The sequence below is a fragment of the Pararhizobium sp. IMCC3301 genome (assembly GCF_030758315.1).
GTDB lineage: Bacteria > Pseudomonadota > Alphaproteobacteria > Rhizobiales.
Genome location: NZ_CP132336.1, coordinates 365,951 through 388,621, shown reverse-complemented (window position 1 = coordinate 388,621; position 22,671 = coordinate 365,951). Strand labels below are relative to the sequence as shown.

At 55.7% G+C, this 22,671-nt stretch carries 23 protein-coding genes; 15 read left to right on the top strand and 8 right to left on the bottom strand.

All coding sequences use genetic code 11. The annotated features are described in order from the left end of the window. Nucleotides 1–62 precede the first annotated feature (62 nt). The 4 genes from RAL88_RS01775 (at nt 63) to RAL88_RS01760 (ending at nt 3,628) form a co-directional block, all read left to right on the top strand. Nucleotides 63–737, top strand: a complete 675-nt coding sequence (locus RAL88_RS01775) for an acyl-homoserine-lactone synthase (RefSeq protein ID WP_306266857.1) — start codon at nt 63–65, stop codon at nt 735–737. Beyond that, entirely contained in the window at nt 697–1,998 is a 1,302-nt protein-coding gene (locus tag RAL88_RS01770) for a cytochrome P450 (RefSeq protein ID WP_306266856.1), read from the top strand. The genes RAL88_RS01775 and RAL88_RS01770 overlap by 41 nt, the downstream gene beginning before the upstream one ends. Before the next feature lies 1 nt (nt 1,999). Further along, nucleotides 2,000–2,200 carry a hypothetical protein gene (locus tag RAL88_RS01765; protein WP_306266854.1) on the top strand — a complete coding sequence of 67 codons (201 nt, stop codon included), beginning with the start codon at nt 2,000–2,002 and terminating at the stop codon, nt 2,198–2,200. Nucleotides 2,201–2,380: 180 nt separating this feature from the next. Further along, the gene (locus tag RAL88_RS01760) at nt 2,381–3,628 is read left to right on the top strand and encodes a sodium:proton antiporter (RefSeq protein WP_306266852.1); all 1,248 of its coding nucleotides are present in this window, start codon (nt 2,381–2,383) and stop codon (nt 3,626–3,628) included. Nucleotides 3,629–3,631: 3 nt separating this feature from the next. Here the strand turns inward: RAL88_RS01760 and RAL88_RS01755 are convergent, their stop codons facing one another. Beyond that, the gene (locus tag RAL88_RS01755; RefSeq protein ID WP_306266850.1) at nt 3,632–4,054 is read right to left on the bottom strand and encodes an RT0821/Lpp0805 family surface protein; all 423 of its coding nucleotides are present in this window, start codon (nt 4,052–4,054) and stop codon (nt 3,632–3,634) included. Between the two features lie 63 nt (nt 4,055–4,117). Between RAL88_RS01755 and pdxH the strand changes: the two genes are divergently transcribed. Both pdxH and RAL88_RS01745 read left to right on the top strand, forming a co-directional pair. Further along, nucleotides 4,118–4,771 carry a pyridoxamine 5'-phosphate oxidase gene (pdxH, locus tag RAL88_RS01750; protein ID WP_371932136.1) on the top strand — a complete coding sequence of 218 codons (654 nt, stop codon included), beginning with the start codon at nt 4,118–4,120 and terminating at the stop codon, nt 4,769–4,771. Nucleotides 4,772–4,825: 54 nt separating this feature from the next. Next, on the top strand, nt 4,826–5,836 hold the full coding sequence (locus RAL88_RS01745) for a VCBS repeat-containing protein (RefSeq protein WP_306266846.1): 1,011 nt from the start codon (nt 4,826–4,828) through the stop codon (nt 5,834–5,836). 18 nt (nt 5,837–5,854) lie between these two features. On the opposite strand, the gene RAL88_RS01740 is transcribed toward RAL88_RS01745, so the two are convergent. Together RAL88_RS01740 and RAL88_RS01735 are read right to left on the bottom strand one after the other, a co-directional pair. Further along, on the bottom strand, nt 5,855–6,583 hold the full coding sequence (locus tag RAL88_RS01740; protein ID WP_306266845.1) for an LrgB family protein: 729 nt from the start codon (nt 6,581–6,583) through the stop codon (nt 5,855–5,857). 1 nt (nt 6,584) lies between these two features. Next, the gene (locus RAL88_RS01735) at nt 6,585–6,956 is read right to left on the bottom strand and encodes a CidA/LrgA family protein (RefSeq protein WP_306266843.1); all 372 of its coding nucleotides are present in this window, start codon (nt 6,954–6,956) and stop codon (nt 6,585–6,587) included. 107 nt (nt 6,957–7,063) lie between these two features. Here RAL88_RS01735 and RAL88_RS01730 point away from each other — a divergent pair, with 107 nt between their 5' ends. After that, nucleotides 7,064–7,363: a hypothetical protein gene (locus tag RAL88_RS01730; RefSeq protein WP_306266842.1), complete on the top strand. Its 300-nt coding sequence runs from the start codon at nt 7,064–7,066 to the stop codon at nt 7,361–7,363. Between the two features lie 424 nt (nt 7,364–7,787). Here the strand turns inward: RAL88_RS01730 and RAL88_RS01725 are convergent, their stop codons facing one another. Together RAL88_RS01725 and RAL88_RS01720 are read right to left on the bottom strand one after the other, a co-directional pair. Continuing rightward, the gene (locus RAL88_RS01725) at nt 7,788–8,387 is read right to left on the bottom strand and encodes a cytochrome c (protein WP_306266840.1); all 600 of its coding nucleotides are present in this window, start codon (nt 8,385–8,387) and stop codon (nt 7,788–7,790) included. 138 nt (nt 8,388–8,525) lie between these two features. Then, on the bottom strand, nt 8,526–9,959 hold the full coding sequence (locus tag RAL88_RS01720; protein WP_306266839.1) for a YncE family protein: 1,434 nt from the start codon (nt 9,957–9,959) through the stop codon (nt 8,526–8,528). A gap of 618 nt (nt 9,960–10,577) precedes the next feature. On the opposite strand from RAL88_RS01720, the gene accB reads away from it, so the two are divergent. From accB to aat, 3 genes are all read left to right on the top strand, one after another. After that, the gene (gene accB / locus RAL88_RS01715) at nt 10,578–11,045 is read left to right on the top strand and encodes an acetyl-CoA carboxylase biotin carboxyl carrier protein (protein WP_306266837.1); all 468 of its coding nucleotides are present in this window, start codon (nt 10,578–10,580) and stop codon (nt 11,043–11,045) included. A 7-nt stretch (nt 11,046–11,052) separates the two neighbouring features. Further along, nucleotides 11,053–12,390, top strand: a complete 1,338-nt coding sequence (gene accC / locus RAL88_RS01710) for an acetyl-CoA carboxylase biotin carboxylase subunit (protein WP_306266835.1) — start codon at nt 11,053–11,055, stop codon at nt 12,388–12,390. Nucleotides 12,391–12,515: 125 nt separating this feature from the next. Next, nucleotides 12,516–13,151 (top strand): leucyl/phenylalanyl-tRNA--protein transferase, encoded by a 636-nt coding sequence (aat, locus tag RAL88_RS01705; protein WP_306266834.1) that lies wholly within the window; start codon nt 12,516–12,518, stop codon nt 13,149–13,151. Here the strand turns inward: aat and RAL88_RS01700 are convergent. The 3 genes from RAL88_RS01700 to RAL88_RS01690 all read right to left on the bottom strand — a co-directional run bounded on the left by RAL88_RS01700 (nt 13,148) and on the right by RAL88_RS01690 (nt 15,232). Beyond that, nucleotides 13,148–13,600: a DUF2155 domain-containing protein gene (locus RAL88_RS01700; RefSeq protein WP_306266831.1), complete on the bottom strand. Its 453-nt coding sequence runs from the start codon at nt 13,598–13,600 to the stop codon at nt 13,148–13,150. The two genes, aat and RAL88_RS01700, sit on opposite strands and share 4 nt — an antisense overlap. Before the next feature lie 73 nt (nt 13,601–13,673). After that, complete coding sequence (locus RAL88_RS01695; RefSeq protein ID WP_306266829.1) at nt 13,674–14,054, bottom strand: NADH:ubiquinone oxidoreductase subunit NDUFA12; 381 nt, start codon at nt 14,052–14,054, stop codon at nt 13,674–13,676. A 107-nt stretch (nt 14,055–14,161) separates the two neighbouring features. After that, on the bottom strand, nt 14,162–15,232 hold the full coding sequence (locus RAL88_RS01690) for a GlxA family transcriptional regulator (protein WP_306269552.1): 1,071 nt from the start codon (nt 15,230–15,232) through the stop codon (nt 14,162–14,164). A 205-nt stretch (nt 15,233–15,437) separates the two neighbouring features. On the opposite strand from RAL88_RS01690, the gene RAL88_RS01685 reads away from it, so the two are divergent. The 5 genes from RAL88_RS01685 (at nt 15,438) to RAL88_RS01665 (ending at nt 22,579) form a co-directional block, all read left to right on the top strand. Beyond that, nucleotides 15,438–17,117 (top strand): formate--tetrahydrofolate ligase, encoded by a 1,680-nt coding sequence (locus tag RAL88_RS01685; RefSeq protein WP_306266827.1) that lies wholly within the window; start codon nt 15,438–15,440, stop codon nt 17,115–17,117. Nucleotides 17,118–17,259: 142 nt separating this feature from the next. Continuing rightward, nucleotides 17,260–18,513, top strand: a complete 1,254-nt coding sequence (locus RAL88_RS01680) for a sarcosine oxidase subunit beta family protein (protein ID WP_306266826.1) — start codon at nt 17,260–17,262, stop codon at nt 18,511–18,513. A gap of 10 nt (nt 18,514–18,523) precedes the next feature. After that, the gene (locus RAL88_RS01675; protein WP_306266824.1) at nt 18,524–18,892 is read left to right on the top strand and encodes a sarcosine oxidase subunit delta; all 369 of its coding nucleotides are present in this window, start codon (nt 18,524–18,526) and stop codon (nt 18,890–18,892) included. Then, nucleotides 18,889–21,942: a sarcosine oxidase subunit alpha family protein gene (locus RAL88_RS01670; protein ID WP_306266822.1), complete on the top strand. Its 3,054-nt coding sequence runs from the start codon at nt 18,889–18,891 to the stop codon at nt 21,940–21,942. Before RAL88_RS01675 ends, RAL88_RS01670 begins: the two co-directional genes overlap by 4 nt. Further along, entirely contained in the window at nt 21,929–22,579 is a 651-nt protein-coding gene (locus RAL88_RS01665; protein WP_306266820.1) for a sarcosine oxidase subunit gamma, read from the top strand. Before RAL88_RS01670 ends, RAL88_RS01665 begins: the two co-directional genes overlap by 14 nt. The last annotated feature ends 92 nt before the right edge of the window (nt 22,580–22,671 follow it).

Below are 22,671 nucleotides of genomic sequence, written 5' to 3'. Positions count from 1 at the left end.
GGATGGTTATTCTCTAGCATACATCGTTAGCTCTCGCCATACACAGCTGGCAGGAGGCGACCTTGCTTTTATTAGGCAAATCGAATTCAGATTCGGACATAGACATCTTCATTGGAGATGCACAAGACGCTTCAAATCACATTCAGGACGTGCTGGCGTTCAGAAAGCGCATTCTGGTCGATTCACTCGGCTGGGACCTGAAGGTGAACCAGGGTTTGGAACGGGATGAATTTGACCGTCCCGATACCCTGCATTGTGCGGTGAAATACAGGGACAAGATTGTCGGCTCGTTCCGTGCGATCAGAGCTGATAGACCCTATCTTGCCGCAGAAAAATTCTCACATCTGGCAACCAATAAGCCCTACCCAACCGACGAAAAAAGTTGGGAAATCAGTCGTTTCGTCGTTACCACCGGGGAACGCCGGTTTCAGTACGCGCTGACCACCTACGCCGCCATGTTCCGGTTTTCATATGCCATGCAGGCGGCCCGTCTGGTGGCATTTTCGGACCTGTCGCATGAAAGGTTGCTGTCCCGCATTGGGATTGTCACCGAGCGCTATGGCCCCCCCCTGAAGATCGGTACAGATGCCGCCGGCAGGCCGGTCAATGTGGTTTCAGGCGAAATCCCGATTGATGCCCAGTCAGGTCCGCGGTTCCGGCAATTGTTGTCCCATGTAAATCCATTGGAGAAGTCAGATGCATTTTCCCTTTCGCGACGTTCCAGCATTTCGGCGTAACCCGCTGGCATTATTGACTGACCGGGCTCATGCCGCTGACCTGGAACAGGGATTTGTGCCGCTCTCTCTCGGGCTGCGCCCGATCTATTTGTGTAATTCACCGCAAGCCACCAGATCGATCTTGAAATGGCCAACCGGTGAGCTTGACAAAGGATCACTGGTGCAACGATTGCGGCCGATTATGGGCCAGAGCCTGCTGACCAATAATGGGGATGCACACAAGGCTTCCAAAACGGCGATCCACCGTCACCTGCAACGTAATGCAATCTCCGGCAATATCGAGAAGATGATTGCAGTGGTGAATGGCTATATCGCCGGACTGGCAACGCAAAAGTCGTTTCGACCGACAAATATCTCTGCGCCGCTGGCTCTGCAGATGGGGGCAACAGCGCTGTTTGGCCATGATGTTCTGGATGCAGCGGATCGTATGGCACTGATCGCGGCGGTCCAGACCGTGGAATCCGAACTTGCCGATGATATGTTCCGGGTGCTGCCGAACGGACCAAGGAAAGCTGCCGAGCGCAGCCAACGCATTGATGGTGCCCGGGAGATTGTGGCGGCCGTGATCAACCGGGCTCGCTCCAGCAACAATCGTTCTCCGTTGCTGCTGGCTCTGGAAGAGGCCGGTTTGAGTGACGAACAGGTCAATGCTGAACTGCTCGGGCTTCTGATCGCCGGTCATCATACGACCGGAGCTTCGATTTCCTGGATGTTCTACAAAATGGCGCTGGATCCGTCGCTGGCCGACATCCTGGCCTATGAAGCCGACAGTGTGATGGAAGATCTGGAAAACGGCGATTCCGGCGCTTTGCGGCGCGCCCCGTTGAGCGAATCCTTTGTCAAGGAAACCCTTCGAGTCTATCCCGCTGGCTGGTGGACGTCGCGCGAATTTTTGCAATCAACCGAGGTTGAAGGCCATAAATTCCGCCGAGGCGACATGGTCATGATCAGCCCATGGGTGATGCACAAGGATCCGCGCAACTGGGAACAGCCGGAGGAGTTCCGGCTTGACCGTGATTATTCGCATCCCTCTTATATGCCGTTCGGCGTCGGCGGCAGATCATGTATCGGCATGGCCATCGCAATGTTTGAATTACAGCTTGTAGCCTTGCAGTTCGCCTCCGCCTTCAGTCTGTCCGGAGAGTTCGGGACGGTCCACATGAAGCCACACCCTTCCGTCACTTTGCTGGCGCCTGATCTTGAGATCAGTCTGACGACTCGCAACGAACGCCAGTTCAGACAAACGGAGGCAGTCGCATAACATGAGAGAAGTCAGCCATGATCTGCGCGATTTCATCAACCGCTTCAGCGATGAGTACAAACAGCGCCAAGCACTGATGGCCATTCTCGACTATGCCATCAATGAAACACTGGAAGTGGAACCTGAGGCCGTCAGGCATCTGGAGAAAGCAAAATATCAGATCGCCTCAAAAATCACCGCAGAACTGGTGATGAAACATTAATGGGATTGGCAAATCCTGTTCATGAGGGGATTGCAGCGCCAGCACTTGCCATTTGGTGCGCGCCAATATCTTCGCGTCAGGGCGGATCAGGAATTAGCCTCGACGGCTGTGGTTGATGACTGCACATTGCGATTGGCGAATCATATAAGGTGATTGCCAGTCCATTGTGCAGGAGCGACCTTGTCCACCGAACCATTTTTCACTCTGAATCCCTATCATATCATGCTGGCAGTGATCGGCATTGTGGTGATTGCGGCACGCTGGTTGCCAAGGCTGGTGTCAACACGCGAGCCTGCATCAGCGCCATTGATGATCCTGTTCGGAGCTGCAGCAGCACTGCTCATCCCGGAGTTTTCCGAGGCGCCTGATCCTCGTGAGATGCCGCTGCCCTGGGAACTGACGAGCGAGTTAACGGTCATCGTTGCCCTGTTTGGAGCGGGCATGCGGATCGATAGTCTGCTGCCCTGGCGCAAATGGATTCCGACAATTCGGATGCTTGGTATCGCAATGCCGCTGACCATCCTGGCAGTGGCGCTGCTCGGCGTTGGTGTCGCCGGACTGACAGTGGCCGGTGCCATTTTGCTGGGTGCAGTGCTGGCACCAACCGATCCGGTGCTTGCTGCTGATGTCCAGGTCGGCCCTCCCCATGAAGGTGCGGAACATCCTGTCCGCTTTACACTGACGACCGAGGCCGGGCTGAATGACGGGCTGGCCTTTCCTTTCGTCTATCTGGGGTTGCTGGTTGCTGCGCAAGGGCTGAACCCGGGCGAATGGGGGCTGGAATGGCTGTTTCGCGACGTAATCTACCGGATAATTGTTGGTGCCGGCATGGGCTGGGTGGGCGGTTGGGCTCTGGGCAAGGTGCTGTTCGTTGTGCCGAAGGGATCAGTTCTGGCCGATACCGGATCGGGTGTTGTCGCACTTGCCGGTGTTTTCTTATGCTATGGCTCAACTGAACTTGTGGAGGGCTATGGCTTCATCGCGGTGGCGGTGCTGGGCCTGAAACTGCGCCGCATTGAGAACCACCATCATTTCCATCGTCAGCTTCACGATTTTTCGGAATCGATCGAGCATGCTCTGACTGCGCTCCTGCTGATTGCGCTTGGGACCGTCCTGCCATTGCTGTTGGCCCATCTGACATGGACGCTGACTTTCATGGCTCTGATGCTTCTGCTTGTCATCCGTCCTTTGTCGGGATGGATTTCCCTGTTGGGTACGAATCTAACGTTTCGCGACCGGGCGGTGGTCTCGGTCTATGGCGTGCGCGGAATCGGCTCGATTTACTATCTGTGCTATGCTGGAAGTTACATGGAATTCACCAATGAGCCGCAATTGTGGTCGCTGGTCGGGCTGGTCATTCTGTTGTCGACCATACTGCACGGATTTACCGTCGGCTGGGCGATGGAGGGGGTGAAAGAGGAAGAATAGACTTCAGGGAGTGAGATCAATCAGCTCAAATCGATTGATTTGCCAATTATCGCGTCCGGCTGTACAGGCCTCACCCTTAAAGCGATGAACACCATCAATGTTCTGCAACGTAGCAGCAAAATTTTTGCATCTGCTGTCTCCGTCGCTGGGCGCGGAAAAAGCCATCAGGCTACCGCTGGATCCAGTAGTTTCATTTTCCCAGGGAACCGGGGAACCTGCAATGGTGTCACGGGTCGCCTCATTCAGCGCTGTTCGCATACTCACCCAGTCGGAGAGGTCCACATTATCGGGTTTTGTTGATTTGCCGACCGATCCGGTCACAATATCATCGACCTTATTGTCAAGAAAGCTGGAGGATACGGCGCATCCGCCAGTCAAGCCAGCCAGTACGACAGTGATCAGAAAACTTTGCAATTGGCGTGTCACGCGTGCAGGCCTATATCTGATGTGAAGAAAATCCATCATGCAAAAAACGGGTCAACAAATTCCATGGCTATAGACGATCAGACTACACAATCAAGGTTAATGAGCCGTGACTTCACGATTGCCGATCCGACGGCAACTGCGCCGTTCGAGTTGTTTGAAAGCTGGATGGAGGATGCAAAAGCAAACGAAACAAACGATGCGAACGCCATGTCCGTGGCTACTGCCGACGCACATGGCGCGCCGAATGTCCGCATTCTGCTGTTGAAGGGCCTCGATGAAAAGGGCTTTGTTTTCTATACCAATTTTGAGAGCCCAAAAGGGCAGGAGTTGCAGATCAATCCGCAAGCAGCTCTGTGTTTTCATTGGAAAAGCCTGTTGCGCCAGGTTCGCATTTGCGGTCCGGTGGAACAGGTCTCCGATGCGGAGGCAGACGCCTATTACAACAGCAGACCGGAAGGCAGCCGGATCGGAGCCTGGGCCAGCCAGCAGTCGCGTCCTCTTGAATCCCGTGCCGTGCTTGAACGTGCAGTCGCCGAATATACCAGGAAATATGCGGATGCCGAGATCCCCAGACCATCTCACTGGTCTGGATTCAGGGTCACACCATTAAGCATCGAATTCTGGCAGAATGGATCCTTCCGGTTGCATGATCGGATCGTGTTTTCGCGTGAAAATCCGCAGAGCAAAACATGGCGCAAGACGCGGCTTTATCCGTGAGCGCTGCCGGTTTGCAGTTTTTGATGTTGCATTGAAAAGATGAGGTTTGGCGACGTGAAAACCTACGGGAAACTCTGGTCTGTCATCGTCATGATGACGGTCTGGATGGCGTCTGAAGCAGCCGCTTCGTGGTATGCCGCCAGTGTGGTTGCGTCGGCCACCAACGGGTCTTCGGCCGGATCGGATGAAATTCGCCAGGCAGGAGATCAGGTGTTCTCCCGCAACCGGCAAAAATGGGCGGTTTTGAGATCCTCAGGAGATGCCGGATTGAAACTTGTGTCCGCCCAACCGCCACGACGCAAGGCGGCCACGGACGGTATTCCTGATGGTTATATCGTGTCAGACCGGGCTGGAAACCGCGCCTGGTATGCGCAGCCAACAACGCGCTATGGCCATGGCGCGCTGGGTGACCGGATTGAAGCCGGCAGTCTGGTCGTGAAGATGGCAGGCCAGACATTGCAGCTGGATCTGCCGCCATCCCAGGTGTTTGAAGATATTGCGCCCCGGATTGCCGACGTGAATGGAGACGGGATTGCTGATTATGTGACGATCAGATCCAGCCTGACAGAGGGCGCGGCAATTGCCGTCTATACAGTGCGCAATGGAAAACTGGTTGAAAGCGCTGCGACCCCGCCGATCAGCTTGCCAAGCAGATGGTTGAACATCGCCGGTATTGCCGATTTTAACGGCGATGGCAGGCTCGATATCGCTCAGGTCATAAAACCGCATCTGACCGGAGAACTGGAAATCCTGACTCTGAAAAACGGCAGGTTTCAGAGAATTGCCCGGGTGTCCGGTTTGTCCAATCACATAAACGGCAGCGCGGAACTGAATATGTCAGCTGTCGCGGATGTTAACGGCGATGGAGTGATGGATCTGGTACTGCCAAGGTTCGGGCAGAGCGCACTCGCGGCGTACAGTTTCGTGGCGAGATCCAAAAAACTGTTTGAAGTTGTAATCCCGAACCGGATCAAGACAGCAATTGGTGTCGTGCGATCTGGCGGCCAACCGGTATTCGTGTTTGGCGATGGCACCGGAGCGCTTGTAACGGTGCAGTCGCGTTAGGCCATCAAATAAAGTTTCTCAAAACAGCCTGAGGATAAACGGGACAAGTAAAGCTGTCAGCGCGCCATTGAGGGCCATCGCAATGCCGGCAAAGGTTCCCGCCAGCGGGCTGATCTGAAATGCTCTGGCGGTGCCGATGCCATGGGATGCGATGCCGACGGCAAAGCCGCGGGCGGCAAAATCATCAATTTTCAAAGCGTTCATCAGCGGTGTCACCATGATGGCTCCGGTAATTCCTGTTGCGATCACCAGAACAGCGGTCAGGGTTGGGATGCCGCCCAATTGCTGAGAAATTCCCATGGCTATTGGCGTTGTGACCGATTTCGGCGCCAGAGATACGAGAATATCGCCAGGCAAGCCGAGAGCCCAGCCAATGCTCAAAGTGCTGACAATGGCAGTCAAAGAACCGGCCAGCAAAGCTGCCAGCACCGGCAGAAAACGCGAGGTTACTTTCGGCAGATTGCGGTAAAGCGGGACAGCCAGCGCCACGGTGGCCGGACCGAGCAGAAAGTGCACAAACTGGGCACCTTCGAAATAAGTCTCAAAGCTGGTATCGCTGAGTTTGAGAATAGCGATCAGCAGTGCGGCAGAAATCACCACCGGGTTGACCAGAGGGTGCCTGTTCAAGGTCTGGGACATCCAGTCCGCAGCCACATAGGCGAGCAGGGTTGCGGTCAGCCAGAGCAGCGGGGTCTGAGACAGATAGACCCAGACTTCAAACAGGCTGCCGTCAATTTCCGGTGCCATCTCAGGATAACTCCCTGCTGGCACTTAACAGCCGGAACACTGCGACACTTACCAGAAGCGTCAGCAGCGTGGAGCCAACAATGGTCAGTGTCAGCGCCAGAGTATGGTTGGCGAGCAATGGCAGATGCTGGACAATTCCGACTGCAGCAGGGACGAATAATAAAGACAGGTTTCCGAGAATCATCTGCGCCGTGCGGTCAACCGGCGCGTTTTCGGATCCGGCCTCTGGCGTTTCACGCTTGCTCCAGATGAAGAGGGCAACAAGCAAAATCATCATTCCGACGAGTGGGCCGGGGAGTTGAAGTGCGGTGACGCGAACAAAAAATTCACCAAACAATTGGCAAGCGAGGAACAAAGTAAGCGCTCTGAGCATTGTACCACCTAGGCAAGGGTTGTTTTATTGTTCATAGTCTATATCCCCTGCCATCTCAGGCAACGGCTGCGGACAGGTGTGTGCCGCACAAGATAAAGGATTTTCTCATGACTGCACTCAGAGCAAAAAATTCTGTTTCCCGTCACTTTGGCCTCCGTCAACTTGGCATGACGGTGATGTTCGGCACAACTTTGGCGCTGGCGGCCTGTGGTTCAACTCCGGGTGAGCGGGCGGTGACCGGTGCCGGTGCAGGTGCAGCCGCTGGGGCTGGCCTTGCAGCAGCGACAGGTGGATCTATCGGCGGCGGCGCTGTCATTGGTGCAGCTGCCGGAGCAGTTACCGGAGCAGTTACCAACGAATGCCAGTTCAACCTGTTCCAGCGTCGTCCGGCTTACTGCTTCCGTTAAGCCGACATTCTGCGGTGATGTGCGGCCCGCACGTATGCGACCTTGCCCGTCACCGCAACGTTGACATGAAGCTCGGCACTGCGGGCGCGTGCCCGCATGCCTTCAGGATTTGCATCCCTTCCAGAGCAGCATTGACGGTGAACATCGCTGTGGCAGGCTGAAAGAGGCCGTTCTCACTGCGGTGTTCTTTGGTGTGCCGGTGTCCTGTGTTGTAACAGACATGAGGATTTCTGCCTCTTTTGACTTTTGGCATCTTGCCGGGCCGCATCGGACGCGACACGGCCTGGGGTTGAAATTGTTCGGTGCTCATCTTCGGAAATTTCTGGTGGCACCAGTTGATCAGCAATCAAACTGCCTGGATATCCCTCGTTGTAGACGTGAAAGCCCGCGCTCAAGGCGAAATGATACCATGCAATTGGTGTAATCAGTGCGTCTCCAGGGCGTGTAGATAGTCGAGATAGGCTGCTACCTGATCAACCTGTTTTCGGTTCAGCTTGATAAACGCCATGTTTTCGTTGCGCCGCAGCTGATCCAGAATAGTCCGCGCATCGCGTCCCCGGATGTCAGGTGCGCTGTCACCGCTGCCGTCCGCCCCGTGGCAGGCCTGACAACCCACTCCGCCGGCGGTTTCGTCAAAGATGACCTTGCCTGCCGCCGCGTCTTCGTTCATTTCCACATCTTCCGCATGGCTCATATATTGCAGAAATTCGTAAATCGACTCGGTTTCCCTACGATTCAGCTTGAAATATTCCATGGCCGGCACTGCGCCGGTCAGGGCCGCATTCAGGCGCGCGCGGCTGATGCCCTGAATGAAGGGGGCGCCAGCGTCGGGATTGCCAACCGCCGTCTCACCGTGACAGACGGCACAACCGGTGTCGCCTGCAGATTCCGTGAAAAGCTGTCTGCCTTTTTCAATAAGTGTGTCCTCGTGGTCTGCAGCCAATACTGTGCCGCTGCTGGCCAGCAAAAGGGCGGCTGCCAACATTTTGGCGATGGATGGAAAAACTCTGTCCAAATTCGGCATTCCTCATGTCCTTTCTGTCTATCGTGCGCTCCCTTCCGGGATGTGTTCGCCCCAGAGGTGTGTGTTTAGGTGTAACCGCAACGCTTTGTCTGCGCTGCGGTTACCGGTTTTCTTCAATTCGGGAAGTGCTACCTTGGGCTATCCGGCGGCTTTGGCCTGACGGATCAGTTCACGGATGGATTCCGATTTTGGCCCACCCATATCCACCAGCAATTCACCGGTAAAGTCCGGCGCATAGCGGACGAAGCCGCCCGAGTGCGTATCGCCTCCGTTGGGGGTCTTGATCCAGTCCGAAGGCTCGAACGTATCGATGTCAAGCACGATGGTTTCCCAACCCTTCATGTTGGACACCCAAAGTTCATTCACTTTGGGGTCCGGGTGCAGGATCGCGTGATCAAGGCTGGAAGCCGAACCACCCATGAAGATCGGTTGCTGGCGCAGCCCGGTATAACTTGTGAAGGGTTTGGCATTGACCACACCAAGAACCGCGCCGCGATTGTGCGTGCCTTCGCCTTTGCCGACCGTGAAGATCAGGCTTTCATCCCAGTTCATCGCAATACCGTAAGGACCGGCGACCCCGGCACTGGTGTGCCCGACAACCTCGTCGGTGTCATTGTCGATCTTGTAGACGAGACTGTTTGAGCCATCGACGACATAGGTAAACCGGCCATCCACATCATGGGTGATGCCAATCGGGTGATTGCCGACCTCCATGATGTTGGTGACGGTGCCGTATTCCAGATCGACTTTTGCGATCCCGGCCCCTTTGAACGGCGCTTCGCGCAGTTCGGGCGATCCGATCGAGACATAGAGCGTCTTGCCGTCCGGGCTGGGCGTGGTGTACGGATGGCCCATGACCTGGACATCGTCATAGGTGATCGAACGCACAACCCGGTTGTCGTCATTGGGATCCAGAATATGGTGCGGCCCGCCATTGGCGCCAAAGCCCCATTGCAGGACGGTACGGTCGTTACCGTCCACATCACGCCAGGATTGTATGTGGTGCAGCCGCTGAGCGCGAAGCTGGCCCTGATAAAGACTTTCCTGCTTGAGCAGTTTGTCGATCTTCAGCGTCTGCATGTTCACTATGGCAACATAAGAAGTATATTGCGTTGGGCTGTCATCGATTTCCGACCAGCCGACATAGGCCCAGCGGCCGTCGGGCGATACATTGACCCCGTGCGGTCCGGCGCGCATGCCGCCAGTTTCCGGCGTTGTCACGGCGATGAATTCGGCCACGACTTGCTTGGAATAACCGTCGATCAGATGGAACCCGGCAAAGCCGCCCGCAATGGTCCGGTCAGGGTTGTCATTGTCGTAGCTTTCGGAGGTGATATAAACCAGCGGGTGCGCCGCCGCGTCCCAGGCATCGGGGCCGCTGGAATCAAACTGCGCCACCAGATAAAGACCGCCACGTTCGGATTCCGGCGTCGCCCAGTCCATCGCGGCCGCTCGTGCCATTGCCTCTTCGACTTCAGGGAAGAGTGTTACCTGTGCGCTGGCGAACGTGGCCATTGCAATCACGGCAGCGCCTGATAACAGCACTGCTCTGCGTGTAATTTGTTGTCCCATCGGGTGTCCTTTCGGGTCTTGCGGTCCCCTCGATTCAATCGGAACCAAAACGTATACCGCACTGCAACAATTGAAACGTAATCCGTTCGCTGCTTGCGGCATTGATCTGAGTCAAAGGATCTGGAAAAGGAAGAAAAGCGTGTGCTGGCTTGCACATGCGGCGGCTGCGGTGATGGCGTGCGGGGTAAGGACGGATATGATCGACGATTCTTGATTGAGTCGCAAATCCCAATCTGACGGGACTCTGGCAAGCATCGTGAGGCGCCAAGAGCGGCAAAATATTATCACTGCGACTAATCTGGGCACAGGTGCGGTGCTTTGCCTTCCATTCCTGTCCGCTTCTTCCTATAAGGTTCTATCTTGTAGCGTACATTGCAGAGCGTAATGACAGACGATAGCGTCCATATCAAAAATGGCCTGACACTGGTTCTGTCGGAAAACCGACGGCTGCAGATTTGCCATGATACCGCCAGCATTTTTGATGGTGAGCCAGTGTATTGCCAACTGGCTCGTGAGCCTGCAGGACCGCAATGACAGGCAATTTGCTCGCGCTCGAAGTGAACAATGATATATTGTAAAAAATTGAGCCCCGTCAGGGGCATGGATAAATGAGGCACTATGTCTAAAGACAGTAAAATAGATCAGGAACTCATTCGCGAGTTGGCGGTCATCCTGAACGAGACGGATTTGACCGAAATTGAAGTGGAACAAGGCGATCTTCATATCCGGGTTGCCAGACATATTTCCATGACAATGGCTCCGGCGGCGGCTAGTGCGCCCATGCAGGCAATGGCGGCAGCACCTGCCTCTTCGGCGACACCGGACGAGCAGGCTGCAAGCGCCGCGCCAAAAGGCCATTCTGTCAAATCGCCGATGGTCGGCACAGCCTATCTGTCACCGGAACCAGGTGCCGCCGCGTTTGTGAAGGTTGGAGACACTGTTTCCGTTGGTCAGACCATCGTCATCGTCGAAGCCATGAAGCATATGAATCAGATATCAGCGGACAGGGCAGGCAAGGTGACCGAAATATTCATCGAGAACGGTCAGCCTGTAGAGTATGGCGAACCTCTCCTGACCATCGAATAGGCATTACATGTTCAACAAAATTCTGATTGCCAATCGCGGCGAAATCGCCCTGCGTATTCTGCGTGCTGCCAAGGAACTTGGCATCCAGACAGTTGCGGTTCACTCGACTGCGGACCAGGATGCAATGCATGTTCGCCTTGCTGATGAAAGCGTCTGCATCGGCCCGCCACCGGCGGCCCAGAGTTATCTCAACATTCCCGAAATTCTGGCTGCCTGTGAGATCACCGGCGCTGAAGCGGTGCATCCGGGTTACGGATTTCTATCCGAAAACGCGCGGTTCGCCGAGATACTCGAAGCGCATAACATCACCTTCATCGGGCCGAAATCGGAACATATCCGGGTGATGGGCGATAAGATTGCCGCCAAGGATACAGTCAAGAAGCTTGGAATTCCGGTTGTGCCCGGCTCCGATGGCGGCGTTACAGACGATGACGAGGCGGCCAAAGTGGCTGAGGAAATCGGTTATCCGGTGCTGGTCAAAGCATCCGCCGGCGGCGGTGGCCGCGGCATGAAGCTGGCCAAGACTGCCGCTGATCTGTCAAATGCATTGCAGTCCGCCCGCTCGGAAGCGAAAGCCGCCTTCGGAGACGATGCTGTCTATCTTGAGAAATATCTGGAAAAACCGCGTCACATCGAAATTCAGATTCTGGGAGACGGGCAGGGCAATGCTATCCACCTTGGCGAGCGCGACTGTTCGCTGCAGCGCCGTCACCAGAAGGTCTGGGAGGAAGCTCCCTCGCCAGCGCTGAATAATGAACAGCGCAACCGGATCGGCGGGGTCGTGGCAAAGGCGATGGCTGATCTCGGATATTCCGGCGTCGGCACGATCGAATTCCTCTATGAAGACGGCGAGTTCTATTTTATCGAAATGAACACGCGCCTGCAGGTGGAGCATCCTGTTACGGAGGCGATCACCGGTATTGATCTGGTGCATGAGCAGATCCGCATTGCTGCAGGGGGCCGACTGACGCTGAAGCAGGAAGACGTGGAGTTTTCCGGCCATGCCATCGAATGCCGCATTAATGCGGAAGATCCGGCCACCTTTGCCCCATCGCCCGGCCGCATTACCTATTATCATCCGCCTGGCGGGCTGGGAACGCGAGTTGATTCAGCGGTTTACCAAGGCTATCTGGTGCCGCCGCATTATGACAGTCTGATCGGCAAACTCATTGTCCATGGCCGCAGCCGCGTGGAATGCATGATGCGGCTGCGCCGCGCTCTGGGGGAATATGTTGTCGATGGCATCAAGACCACGATTCCGCTGTTTGTGGAACTGGTTGATAATCCCGATATTGCCAATGGCATGTATGATATTCACTGGCTGGAAAAACATCTGGATTTGTAGGTTTGCAACCGCAGGAGGTTTCTGTCTGGCAGATCACTGGCCTGTCTGGCAGAGCACTGGAGAGTCAAGTCTGACCGGCAATTCTGATGACTGGGCCTGATGACTGAGCCTGATGACGGGGCCTGATGACTGAGTATGACGCAGAGCAAATGAAAATAACACCGCAAGTGCTGTTGAAAGCCTATGCTTGCGGACTGTTTCCAATGGCTGAATCCGCTGATGATCCGACGCTGTATTGGATCGAACCGGATCAGCGCGGCGTCATCCCGCTCGACACGTTTCATGTGCCGCGCAGCCTGGCCAAAACCCTTCGCCGGAATGAATTTGAAATCCGGATCGACAGTGATTTCGAGGGCGTCATTTCAGGCTGCGCCGAATTGACATCGGAACGCCGGGAAACCTGGATCAATCAGCCAATTCGCGATCTGTATGGCGAATTGTTTCAAATGGGGTTCTGCCATACCGTTGAATGCTGGCAGCAAGGCGCATTGATGGGCGGGCTCTACGGTATCCATATTGGCGGGGCATTTTTTGGAGAAAGCATGTTTTCGCGGGTGCCGGATGCTTCAAAAGTTGCGCTTGTGCATCTCAGAAACCGTTTGAAAGCCGGAAATTTCGCGCTGCTGGATACTCAGTTCGTGACTGACCATCTACGACGATTCGGGGCGCATGAAGTGCCGCGCGCGGAATATAATGAGCTTCTGCAAAATGCTCTGCAGGTCGACAGCGATTTCTTTCGCTATGATACGCCCTCGAATTAGCCAGCGTTTTCCGGCGCGGCGACGGTAGTGTCTTCCTTGCAGCCGGTCAGCCAGACGTCATAAACCGGATGTTCAACGCCTTTCAGGCCCGGACTTGAAGCGAACATCCAGCCGCCGAACAGGCGGCGGATCTCATTGTGCAGGGTGACTTCGTCAACTTCGACAAAGGCGGTGGTGTTGGGCAGCTCGGTCGGGGGGCGTGAATAGCATACACGCGGCGTGACCTGCAGGGCCCCGAACTGGACGGTTTCGTCGATATAGACATCAAACGCGATAATACGGCCGGTGATCTTGTCGAGGCCGGCGAACACGGCAACCGGATTGTTGAGTTTATCGGAAGCTGCCACTTGAGTGGTCTGAAGGCCGAGACCCAGCAAACTACCGACGCCGCACAGCAGGGCCAGTGTCAGTCGCCAAAATCGTATCTGATCATGCATCGCGGTTGTCATTATCATTTCCCTGGAAACCCTTTCGGGGACGCCAAGTGTCAATTGCGGATAAATGCGGCGAAAGTCTGGAGGCTTACGGTGTCCAGGGTTCGTAATCGCCGGATACATGGGGGCGGGTTTCAGGGGTCATGATCGAACCTGGCGGGCGGTAAGCCAAAGCAGTGCCCGTCATATTGGCCTGATGCGGCAACTGCCAGTCTTTTGCGATGTAGCTCTCGTCGACCGGCGCAATGTCCGTGCGATGATGCATCCATGCGTGCCATCCGGCTGGAATTTTGGATGCATCCGCCTCACCATTATACATCACCATGCGACGGGTATCCTTTTCGGCGCGGTAATAAACGTTGCCGTCCTCATCCTCGCCGACGCGCTCGCCTTTTCGCCACAGGTAAAAATTGGTGCCAATGGTATGGCCGTTCCACCATGTGAAAATGCGAAGCAGGAAGTTTTTCATGGGTCTCAGATCCTTTGCCCGGATGCAGCATCAACTGATGTGAAACTGCCGGCGGGCTTATTGATTTGCGCCGGACTATGCCAATTTGGCACTGGTGTGTCCAGCACTCAGACCGGCGCTGACAGACTTTCTTCATTCACGAAGCCGGGAGCCAAACCGGCTGTGGCGGCTCTCTGGGCGCGCTCCTTTTCGCGGCGCTCAACCTGGGGCGAGCGCCCGAACTGATCGCGGTAACATTTGGAGAAATGCGATGCCGAGACGAAACCGCTGGCTATTGCCACATCGACAATCGGCAGATTGGACTGCAACAACAGATGCCGTGCGCGGTCAAGCCGTAATTCAGAGTAATAGCGTGCCGGGGAGCGGGCCAGATTATGCCTGAACAGTCGTTCGATCTGCCGTCGCGACAGATTGGAGGTTGCAGCGATATCGGTCAGCGCCAGTGGCTCCGAGATGTTGGCTTCCATCATCTCGATGATACTCAGCAGACGCGCATTCTGCACGCCGAGCCTGGCCCGCAAAGGCAATCTCTGGCGGTCTGTGGCACTGCGCACACGATCCGTCAGGCATTGTTCGCAAATTCGGTTGATGATGGATTCTTCATGATCCTGGGCAATGATGTAGAGCATCATGTCGAGCGCCGCTGTGCCACCGGCACAGGTATATAATCTGCCATCCACTTCAAACAAATCGGCATGAACATGGGCTTTGGGAAATCGCTCCATGAACCCGGGCAGGTTTTCCCAGTGAATGGCGCATTGCCTGTCGTCAAGCAGGCCAGCCTCCGCCAGCACCCATGAGGCCGTACACAGGCCGCCAATCGCAATTCCGGTGCGGTAGAGGCGGCGGATCAGTGCCCTTGTATGCTTTGTTTCCAGCTGGTCGACATCAATGCCGGCACAAACCAGAACCATGTCCGGGCGGTCATCCATATTCGACAATTCGGCAATCGTGTCCAAAGACCCGTCAACCGCGATCTCCAGTCCGTTGCTGGCGCACACCGGATTGCCATTTGCGGAGACCACACTCCAGGAATAAAAATCGTCAGTAAGAAACCGGTTTGCAAGCCGCAATGGTTCGATCGCCGTTGCAAAGGCGATCATCGAAAAATTGGGTAGGGCCAGAAACACAAACCGTCTCAAAGACTCGTTGCCCCTCACTAATTCGCATAACACCATACGGTGCGTCGATAAAATCGGCACCGCAAAACTGGTACCATGAAAATTTGGCAGGTTTCGTACCAGAGGATGTCGCATTTAAAGCATTTTCGGGTTAAGGCGAAAGCTATGTTTAGTCAATCAAATTGCGGCGAACCGGTGATTTGCCGCAGTGGTTGCACCCGAACATGTCTTTTCAAATCAATCTGTCACAGTGGGATCCAGCATGAGCGCACCTAAATCCGACATCGAAATTGCACGGGCCGCATCAAAACAACCGATCCAGGAAATTGGCGCCAAACTTGGCATTCCCACAGAGCATCTGCTGCCATATGGCCACGACAAGGCCAAGGTTTCAGCTGAGTTCATTCGATCTGTGAAAGCCAATCAGATGGGCAAACTGATCCTGGTGACAGCCATCAATCCAACCCCTGCCGGTGAAGGCAAGACGACCACCACTGTCGGACTGGGGGACGGGCTGAACCGGATCGGCAAGAAAGCTGCCATCTGTATTCGCGAAGCCTCGCTCGGCCCCTGTTTCGGCATCAAGGGCGGTGCGGCAGGCGGCGGATATGCCCAGGTCGTCCCGATGGAGGATATGAACCTGCATTTTACTGGCGATTTCCATGCCATCACCTCGGCCCACAATCTGCTGTCGGCGATGATCGACAACCATATTTACTGGGGTAATGATCTGGGGATCGATCAACGCAGAATCGCCTGGCGCCGTGTCATGGACATGAATGACCGGGCGTTGCGCGAGATCGTGTGTTCACTTGGCGGCGTTGCCAACGGTTTTCCACGCGAGGCCGGGTTCGATATTACCGTTGCCTCGGAGGTAATGGCGATTTTGTGCCTGTCGAACGATCTGAAAGATCTGGAAAAACGCCTCGGCGACATCATCATCGGCTACCGGCGCGACAAAAGTGCTGTCTATGCGCGCGACCTCAAGGCTGATGGCGCAATGGCTGTGTTGCTGAAAGATGCGATGCAGCCAAATCTGGTGCAGACGCTGGAAAACAATCCGGCTTTTGTCCATGGCGGCCCGTTTGCAAATATCGCCCATGGCTGCAACTCGGTTGTGGCGACTACGACAGCACTGAGGATCGCCGATTATGTGGTCACTGAAGCCGGCTTTGGTGCGGATCTCGGGGCTGAGAAGTTTTTCAATATCAAATGCCGCAAAGCCGGGCTGAAACCTTCGGCTGCTGTCATCGTCGCCACAGTTCGCGCCCTGAAAATGAATGGCGGCGTCGGCAAGGATGATCTGGCAGCGGAAAACGTCAAGGCAGTCACCAAGGGCTGCGCCAATCTGGGGCGACATATTGAAAATGTGAAGCAATTTGGCGTGCCGGCCGTGATCGCGATCAATCATTTCGTGTCGGATAGCGATGCGGAAATTGCTGCGATTCAGACTTATGTCACGTCGCTGGGTGCCGAAGCGATTCTTTGCAAGCACTGGGCGCTTGGTTCCGAAGGCATTGAAGATCTCGCCCGGAAAGTTGTCGAACTGGCAGAGTCGGGAGCCTCGCAATTTGCCCCGCTCTATGCCGACGATATGCCTCTGTTCGACAAGATTGAAACCATCGCCAAGCGGATTTATCGTGCCGAGGAAGTGATCGCCGACAAATCTATCCGCGATCAGTTGCGCGACTGGGAGGCCAATGGATATGGCAATCTGCCGATCTGCATGGCGAAGACGCAGTATTCGTTCTCGACTGATCCGAATTTGCGCGGGGCGCCAACTGGTCATGTCGTGCCCATCCGCGAAGTCCGCCTGGCCGCAGGTGCCGGTTTTATAGTTGTTGTAACCGGTGCCATCATGACAATGCCCGGACTGCCGCGGATACCATCTTCGGAGAAGATATTCCTCAATGATCTGGGGCAGATCGAAGGTCTGTTCTGACAAATTTGGCGAAATTCGATGTCGCAGAGAGACAATTGCGCTAGCGTCTTGACGATAGATGCCGGACATTGAACCGAATAAAGTGTTCGCTGACCTTGCCATCAGGTGTCTGGCTCTGGGCTAACGGGAGATGCTTCGCGCGATGTCGTCTAATTACAATGTGTTCAACCTCATTCGCGAAGGATTGCGGGGCCATACGGGCTGGCAGGCGCAATGGCGCGAGCCGGAGTTGAAACAATCTTATGACGCGGTCATCATCGGTGGCGGCGGGCACGGGCTTGCGACGGCCTATTATCTGGCCAAAAACCACGGCATGACGAATATTGCGGTGCTGGAAAAGGGCTGGATCGGCGGCGGTAATTCCGGGCGGAACACCACAATCATACGCTCCAACTATCTCTATGATGCCAGTGCGGCGATCTATAATCATGCTCTGGCGCTGTGGACCACGCTTGGCCGGGAGTTGAATTACAACATCATGATGAGCCATCGCGGTGTGCTGAACCTGGCCCATGATGAGGGTGAGGCACGAACCCTGAAACGCCGTGTCGAGGCCAATCGTCTCAATGGTGTGGATTCAGAATGGCTTGATGCCAGGCAGGTGAAGGAGTTCTGCCCTCCGATCAGCATTGACGAGACTGCGCGCTATCCGGTGATCGGAGCTACATTGCAGCGCTCCGGTGGTGTCAACCGTCATGACGCTGTGGTTTGGGGGCTGGCGCGGGCAGCAGATGCGATGGGCGTCGATATTATCCAGCAATGCGAAGTGACGGGTATCACCACACAGGCGGGCGAGGTCGTCGGCCTTGAAACCACCAGAGGCAGCATTAAAACACCAAAGATCGGCTCTGTTGCAGCCGGTCATTCCACCATCATTGCAGATATGGTTGATGTCAGGCTGCCGATTGAAAGCCATCCGCTTCAGGCGCTTGTCTCCGAACCGCTCAAGCCGCTGATCCCGTGTGTGGTGATGTCGAATGCGGTTCATGTCTATGTCAGCCAGTCCGACAAGGGCGAGTTGGTGATCGGCGCGGGGATTGATCCGTATGTGTCCTACACTCAGCGCGGCAGCTTCGACATCATCGAGCATCAGATGGCGTCGTTGATGGAGCTGTTTCCGATGTTCTCGCGGTTGCGGATGATGCGGCAGTGGGGCGGCATTGTTGATGTGTGTCCGGATGCAAGCCCGATCCTATCGAAAACCGGCGTAAAAGGGTTCTATATCAATGCTGGTTGGGGCACCGGTGGCTGGAAGGCAACGCCAGGCTCGGGTCATGCGTTTGCGGACCTTGTTGCCAATGACACGCCGAATGAAATTACAGCGCCTTTCAGCCTGGAACGCTTTGTCACCGGGGATCTTGTGGCCGAACACGGTGCCGCGGCCGTGGCGCATTAGGGAGCCTGTCATGTTTATACTGCGATGCCCATGGTGCGGCGAACGCGACATGTCGGAATTCGCCTGCGGTGGCGAAGCCCATATTGTTCGTCCTGACGGGTCGGTTGAACTGACGGATGAAGAATGGGCGCAATTTGTATTCATGCGCAAAAATCCAAAAGGGCGTTATTCCGAACGCTGGGCGCATGCCGCCGGATGCCGCCGCTGGTTCAATGTTCTGCGCAATACCGCTACGGATCAGATTCTGGCAGTTTACCGAATGGGAGAAAGCCCGCCGGATATCCAGACTGTGGAACCGGCTACACCCAGCGGCGAAGCCCCCATTGGATCGGGCAATGATGCTGTCAAACTGATGCAGCCCGGCGAGGCGTTGGAATGACGGATCGTGGACAGGACAAGAGTTTGCGCACAGCAAAAGGCGGCCGCATCAACCGGGACAGGCCGGTCAGATTCAGCTTCGAAAATAAGGTGCTGACTGGTTTTGAGGGGGATACGCTGGCGTCGGCGTTGCTCGCCAATGGTCAGCATATGGTGGCACGAAGCTTCAAATATCACAGACCGCGCGGTATTGTCGCAGCCGGGTCGGAAGATCCTGCGGCGATTGTTCAGATCGGCAATGACCCGGTTGAAACCGATCCCAATACGCGGGTTACGGAGCAGGAAATTTATGATGGCCTGGCCGCAAAGGCGCAAAATTGCTGGCCTGGTCTCGCCTTTGATATCGGCATTGCCAATGATGCCTTTTCGGATTTTTTCCCGGCTGGATTTTATTACAAGACCTTTATGGGACCGCCGCTGTCGTGGATGCGGTTTGAGCCGTTCATTCGCAAGGCAGCAGGTCTTGGTGTCGCCCCGACAGGCGGCGATCCGGCGCAATATGACACCACCAACCGCCATGCCGATGTGCTGGTTGTGGGGGCGGGGTCTGCCGGGCTGGCAGCGGCGAAAGCGGCAGCGGATGCCGGTGCGCGGGTGATTGTGGCCGAAGAGACCAATGCAGCGGGGGGCGCTCTATTGTCAGAACCCGATGGCAGCGTGCTGCTGGGCGGCAAACCGGCCAGCGCGGCAATTGACAAGATGATCGCCGATCTGGAAGCCAATCCGGAAGTGACCTTTCTGACCCGGACCACGGCATTTGGCTATTATAGCGATAATTTTGTCGGTCTGTGGGAGCGTGTGACCGATCATCTGCCACCGTCGGAGCGGGATTCTCTGCAACCCCGGCAACGGATCTGGCGGGTCCGGGCCCGGCAGGTAATCCTGGCGACCGGCAGCCTGGAACGGCCGATGGTGTTTGATGGCAATGACCGGCCCGGTATCATGCTGGCCGGCGCGGTCCGCAGCTTTTTGCACCGATATGGCGTTTTATGCGGCCGCAAAGCGGTGATCTTCGCCAATAATGATTCCGCCTGGGCGACTGCATTCGATCTGCAAGCGGCCGGGGCGGAGATTGCCGCGATTGTCGATCTGAGGCGTAAATTGCCGGGAGATCTGCTGCAAATGGCGGCTGAACGGGCGATTCCGATCTATAGCGGCTCAGCCATTGTCGCGACCAAAGGCCGTAGCAGGGTTGCTGCCGCTGATATCCGGCTGATCGACGAGAGCGGTGCAATCGCATCAAATGCCAATTGGGTGGATTGTGACCTGATTGCCAATTCCTGCGGCTGGGCACCGAATGTGGCGATGTTTTCGCAGTCGCGCGGCAAGTTGCTCTATGATGATGATCTGCAGGCGTTCCGACCGGGCAAATCCTGGCAGAACGAGCGCTCGGTCGGCGCTGCAAATGGTGCCTATGACTTGCAGATCTGCCTTGATGAGGGGCGCAAAGCCGGTGCTGCCGCCGCTGCAGAAACCGGATTCAAAAAACGTATTCCACGGGTGCTGAACGCCTCTGACACCATGCTGCTGCAGAGGGATGTTCATATTCTGCCACAAATTCCATCGCCGAAACCTGCCGGAAAAGTACGCGCCTTTCTGGATCTGCAGGATGATGTGACGACGAAAGATATCAGGATTGCGATCCAGGAAGGGTTACATTCTGTCGAACATATCAAGCGCTATACAACCACTGGAATGGGCACCGATCAGGGCAAGATTGCCAATTTGAATGCCTTTGCCTTTATCGCAGGCCATCTCGGCAAGTCTGTTCCCGAGGTTGGCGTTACCACGTTCCGGCAACCCTACAAGCCGGTGACTATGGGCGCTCTGGCCGGTCAGCATGTCGGGCCGCATTTCATGCCGCGGCGGACCACTGCCATGCATCCCTGGCACCGGGCGCAAAGCGGCGTGATTTTCGAGCCGGTCGGTGACTGGCTGCGGCCGCGCGCCTTTCTGCAGGGCGGTGAGGATTTTCATCAGGCAGTTCAACGCGAAACCAATGCGGCGCGTACCGCTATCGGTGTGCTCGACGCCTCAACCCTTGGCAAGATCGATGTGCGCGGCCCGGATGCACGGGAATTTCTCAACCGCATCTACACCAATGCCTGGAGCAAGCTTGCGCCCGGCAAATGCCGCTACGGGCTGATGTTGAAGGAAGATGGCATGGTGATGGATGACGGAGTGACAGCCTGTCTCGACGATGATCATTTTCACATGACCACCACCACCGGGGGCGCTGCCAATGTGCTGGCACATCTGGAAGATTATCTGCAGACCGAATGGCCTGATCTGAAGGTCTATCTGACGACAACGACCGAACAGACAGCGGTTGCCTCAATCTGCGGTCCCGGATGTGACAGGCTGGTTGCGCAATTGCTGGATGATCTGGACCCTGATCCTGAAACATTCCGGTTTATGGACTGGCGCGATGGGCATATTCAGGGTGTCCCGGTGCGTGTGTTCCGGATTTCCTTCACCGGTGAGCTGTCTTACGAAATCAATATTGACGCCAGCTACGGACTGTGGCTGTGGAAGCGGATATTTGCTCTTGGCAAGAGCGAAGGCGGAGCTTTTGACATCACGCCTTACGGCACAGAGGCAATGCATGTTCTGCGTGCTGAAAAAGGTTTTATCATTGTCGGTCAGGAGACCGATGGCACGGCTACGCCGGTTGATCTGGGCATGGACTGGATCATCAAGAAATCCGGCAATTTTGTCGGTCGCCGCTCGCTCAGCCGCTCGGACACCGCGCGGCAGGATCGCAAGCAACTGGTTGGTGTGGTGACCGATCAGGCTGATTTCGTTCTGATGGAAGGCACTCAGATCATTGCGACACCGGAGGAGGGCGCGGTTCCGGTGCCGATGCTCGGGCATGTTACATCCAGCTATTTCAGCCCCAATCTGGGCCGGTCGATTGCAATGGCGATGATTGAAAGCGGGCGCAACCTTATGGGCCAGACCCTGTACGCCTCGCGCAAGGGCGAGCCGGCAATGGCTGTGCGGGTGGTGGGCACCGACTTTCTGAAGGAGCGTGACGATGGCACCATCTGAAGTGACGCGAGAGCCGCTGGAACGCATAAGCGTGCTGTCGCATCGGTTGCCGGTCTTCGGTGACGATGGATTGAGCATGCAGGAAGCGGCTCATCTTGGAAAGTTGATCCTGCGGGTGGATGCGACCATCGGAAAGGAGCTGTTCACCCAGCTCAGCAAGGGCGCCAGACTGCCGACAGAACCCTGTTCCACGGCATTTTATGGAAATGGCGCGATTTCGATCTTGTGGCTGGGACCGGATGAATGGATGCTGGTTACCGAAAAAGACGCCGAATCCAGGGTGAAAGCTCAACTGTCGAAGGCGCTGACCGGACAGCATTTTCAACTGTCAAATGTGACTGATTATTATAGCTGCATTGATATCAGCGGATGCCAGACCCGGGAGATCTTGATGAATCTGACAACACTGGATATGCACGCTCGCGGGTTTGCTGCCGGGCAGGTCAAGGGGTCGAATTTCGGCCATGCCAATGCCCATGTCTGGCAGCTTCATACCGATACCGGTGCGCCGGAGACCTTTCGGCTGATCATCCGTGCCTCTATGGCAGATTATCTGTGGTGTCTCATTACCCGCTCCGCGCGCCTGTTTGGCATGAGAGAGGAGAAGCCTGCAGGTGGTGAACGGCTTGTGGTTTAGGGAGTATTCTACCACATTGGTTTAATTATTCACCAATACCAGAAGGTTCGGTTTACCAGATCTGCAAGAACCGTTTTGCCTTAACTCCCTAG

What these genes read in the sequence shown, in the direction of transcription:
- RAL88_RS01740 (WP_306266845.1), bottom strand. Translation starts at nt 6,583, where the DNA reads ATGGCACCGGAAATTGACGGCAGCCTGTTTGAAGTCTGGGTCTATCTG.
- RAL88_RS01665 (WP_306266820.1), top strand. Translation starts at nt 21,929, where the DNA reads ATGGCACCATCTGAAGTGACGCGAGAGCCGCTGGAACGCATAAGCGTG.
- RAL88_RS01765 (WP_306266854.1), top strand. Translation starts at nt 2,000, where the DNA reads ATGAGAGAAGTCAGCCATGATCTGCGCGATTTCATCAACCGCTTCAGC.
- RAL88_RS01725 (WP_306266840.1), bottom strand. Translation starts at nt 8,387, where the DNA reads ATGCCGAATTTGGACAGAGTTTTTCCATCCATCGCCAAAATGTTGGCA.
- RAL88_RS01685 (WP_306266827.1), top strand. Translation starts at nt 15,438, where the DNA reads ATGAGCGCACCTAAATCCGACATCGAAATTGCACGGGCCGCATCAAAA.
- accB (WP_306266837.1), top strand. Translation starts at nt 10,578, where the DNA reads ATGTCTAAAGACAGTAAAATAGATCAGGAACTCATTCGCGAGTTGGCG.
- RAL88_RS01695 (WP_306266829.1), bottom strand. Translation starts at nt 14,054, where the DNA reads ATGAAAAACTTCCTGCTTCGCATTTTCACATGGTGGAACGGCCATACC.
- RAL88_RS01720 (WP_306266839.1), bottom strand. Translation starts at nt 9,959, where the DNA reads ATGGGACAACAAATTACACGCAGAGCAGTGCTGTTATCAGGCGCTGCC.
- aat (WP_306266834.1), top strand. Translation starts at nt 12,516, where the DNA reads ATGACTGAGTATGACGCAGAGCAAATGAAAATAACACCGCAAGTGCTG.
- RAL88_RS01700 (WP_306266831.1), bottom strand. Translation starts at nt 13,600, where the DNA reads ATGACAACCGCGATGCATGATCAGATACGATTTTGGCGACTGACACTG.
- RAL88_RS01670 (WP_306266822.1), top strand. Translation starts at nt 18,889, where the DNA reads ATGACGGATCGTGGACAGGACAAGAGTTTGCGCACAGCAAAAGGCGGC.
- RAL88_RS01735 (WP_306266843.1), bottom strand. Translation starts at nt 6,956, where the DNA reads ATGCTCAGAGCGCTTACTTTGTTCCTCGCTTGCCAATTGTTTGGTGAA.
- RAL88_RS01730 (WP_306266842.1), top strand. Translation starts at nt 7,064, where the DNA reads ATGACTGCACTCAGAGCAAAAAATTCTGTTTCCCGTCACTTTGGCCTC.
- accC (WP_306266835.1), top strand. Translation starts at nt 11,053, where the DNA reads ATGTTCAACAAAATTCTGATTGCCAATCGCGGCGAAATCGCCCTGCGT.
- RAL88_RS01675 (WP_306266824.1), top strand. Translation starts at nt 18,524, where the DNA reads ATGTTTATACTGCGATGCCCATGGTGCGGCGAACGCGACATGTCGGAA.
- RAL88_RS01680 (WP_306266826.1), top strand. Translation starts at nt 17,260, where the DNA reads ATGTCGTCTAATTACAATGTGTTCAACCTCATTCGCGAAGGATTGCGG.
- RAL88_RS01770 (WP_306266856.1), top strand. Translation starts at nt 697, where the DNA reads ATGCATTTTCCCTTTCGCGACGTTCCAGCATTTCGGCGTAACCCGCTG.
- RAL88_RS01690 (WP_306269552.1), bottom strand. Translation starts at nt 15,232, where the DNA reads ATGGTGTTATGCGAATTAGTGAGGGGCAACGAGTCTTTGAGACGGTTT.
- pdxH (WP_371932136.1), top strand. Translation starts at nt 4,118, where the DNA reads ATGGCTATAGACGATCAGACTACACAATCAAGGTTAATGAGCCGTGAC.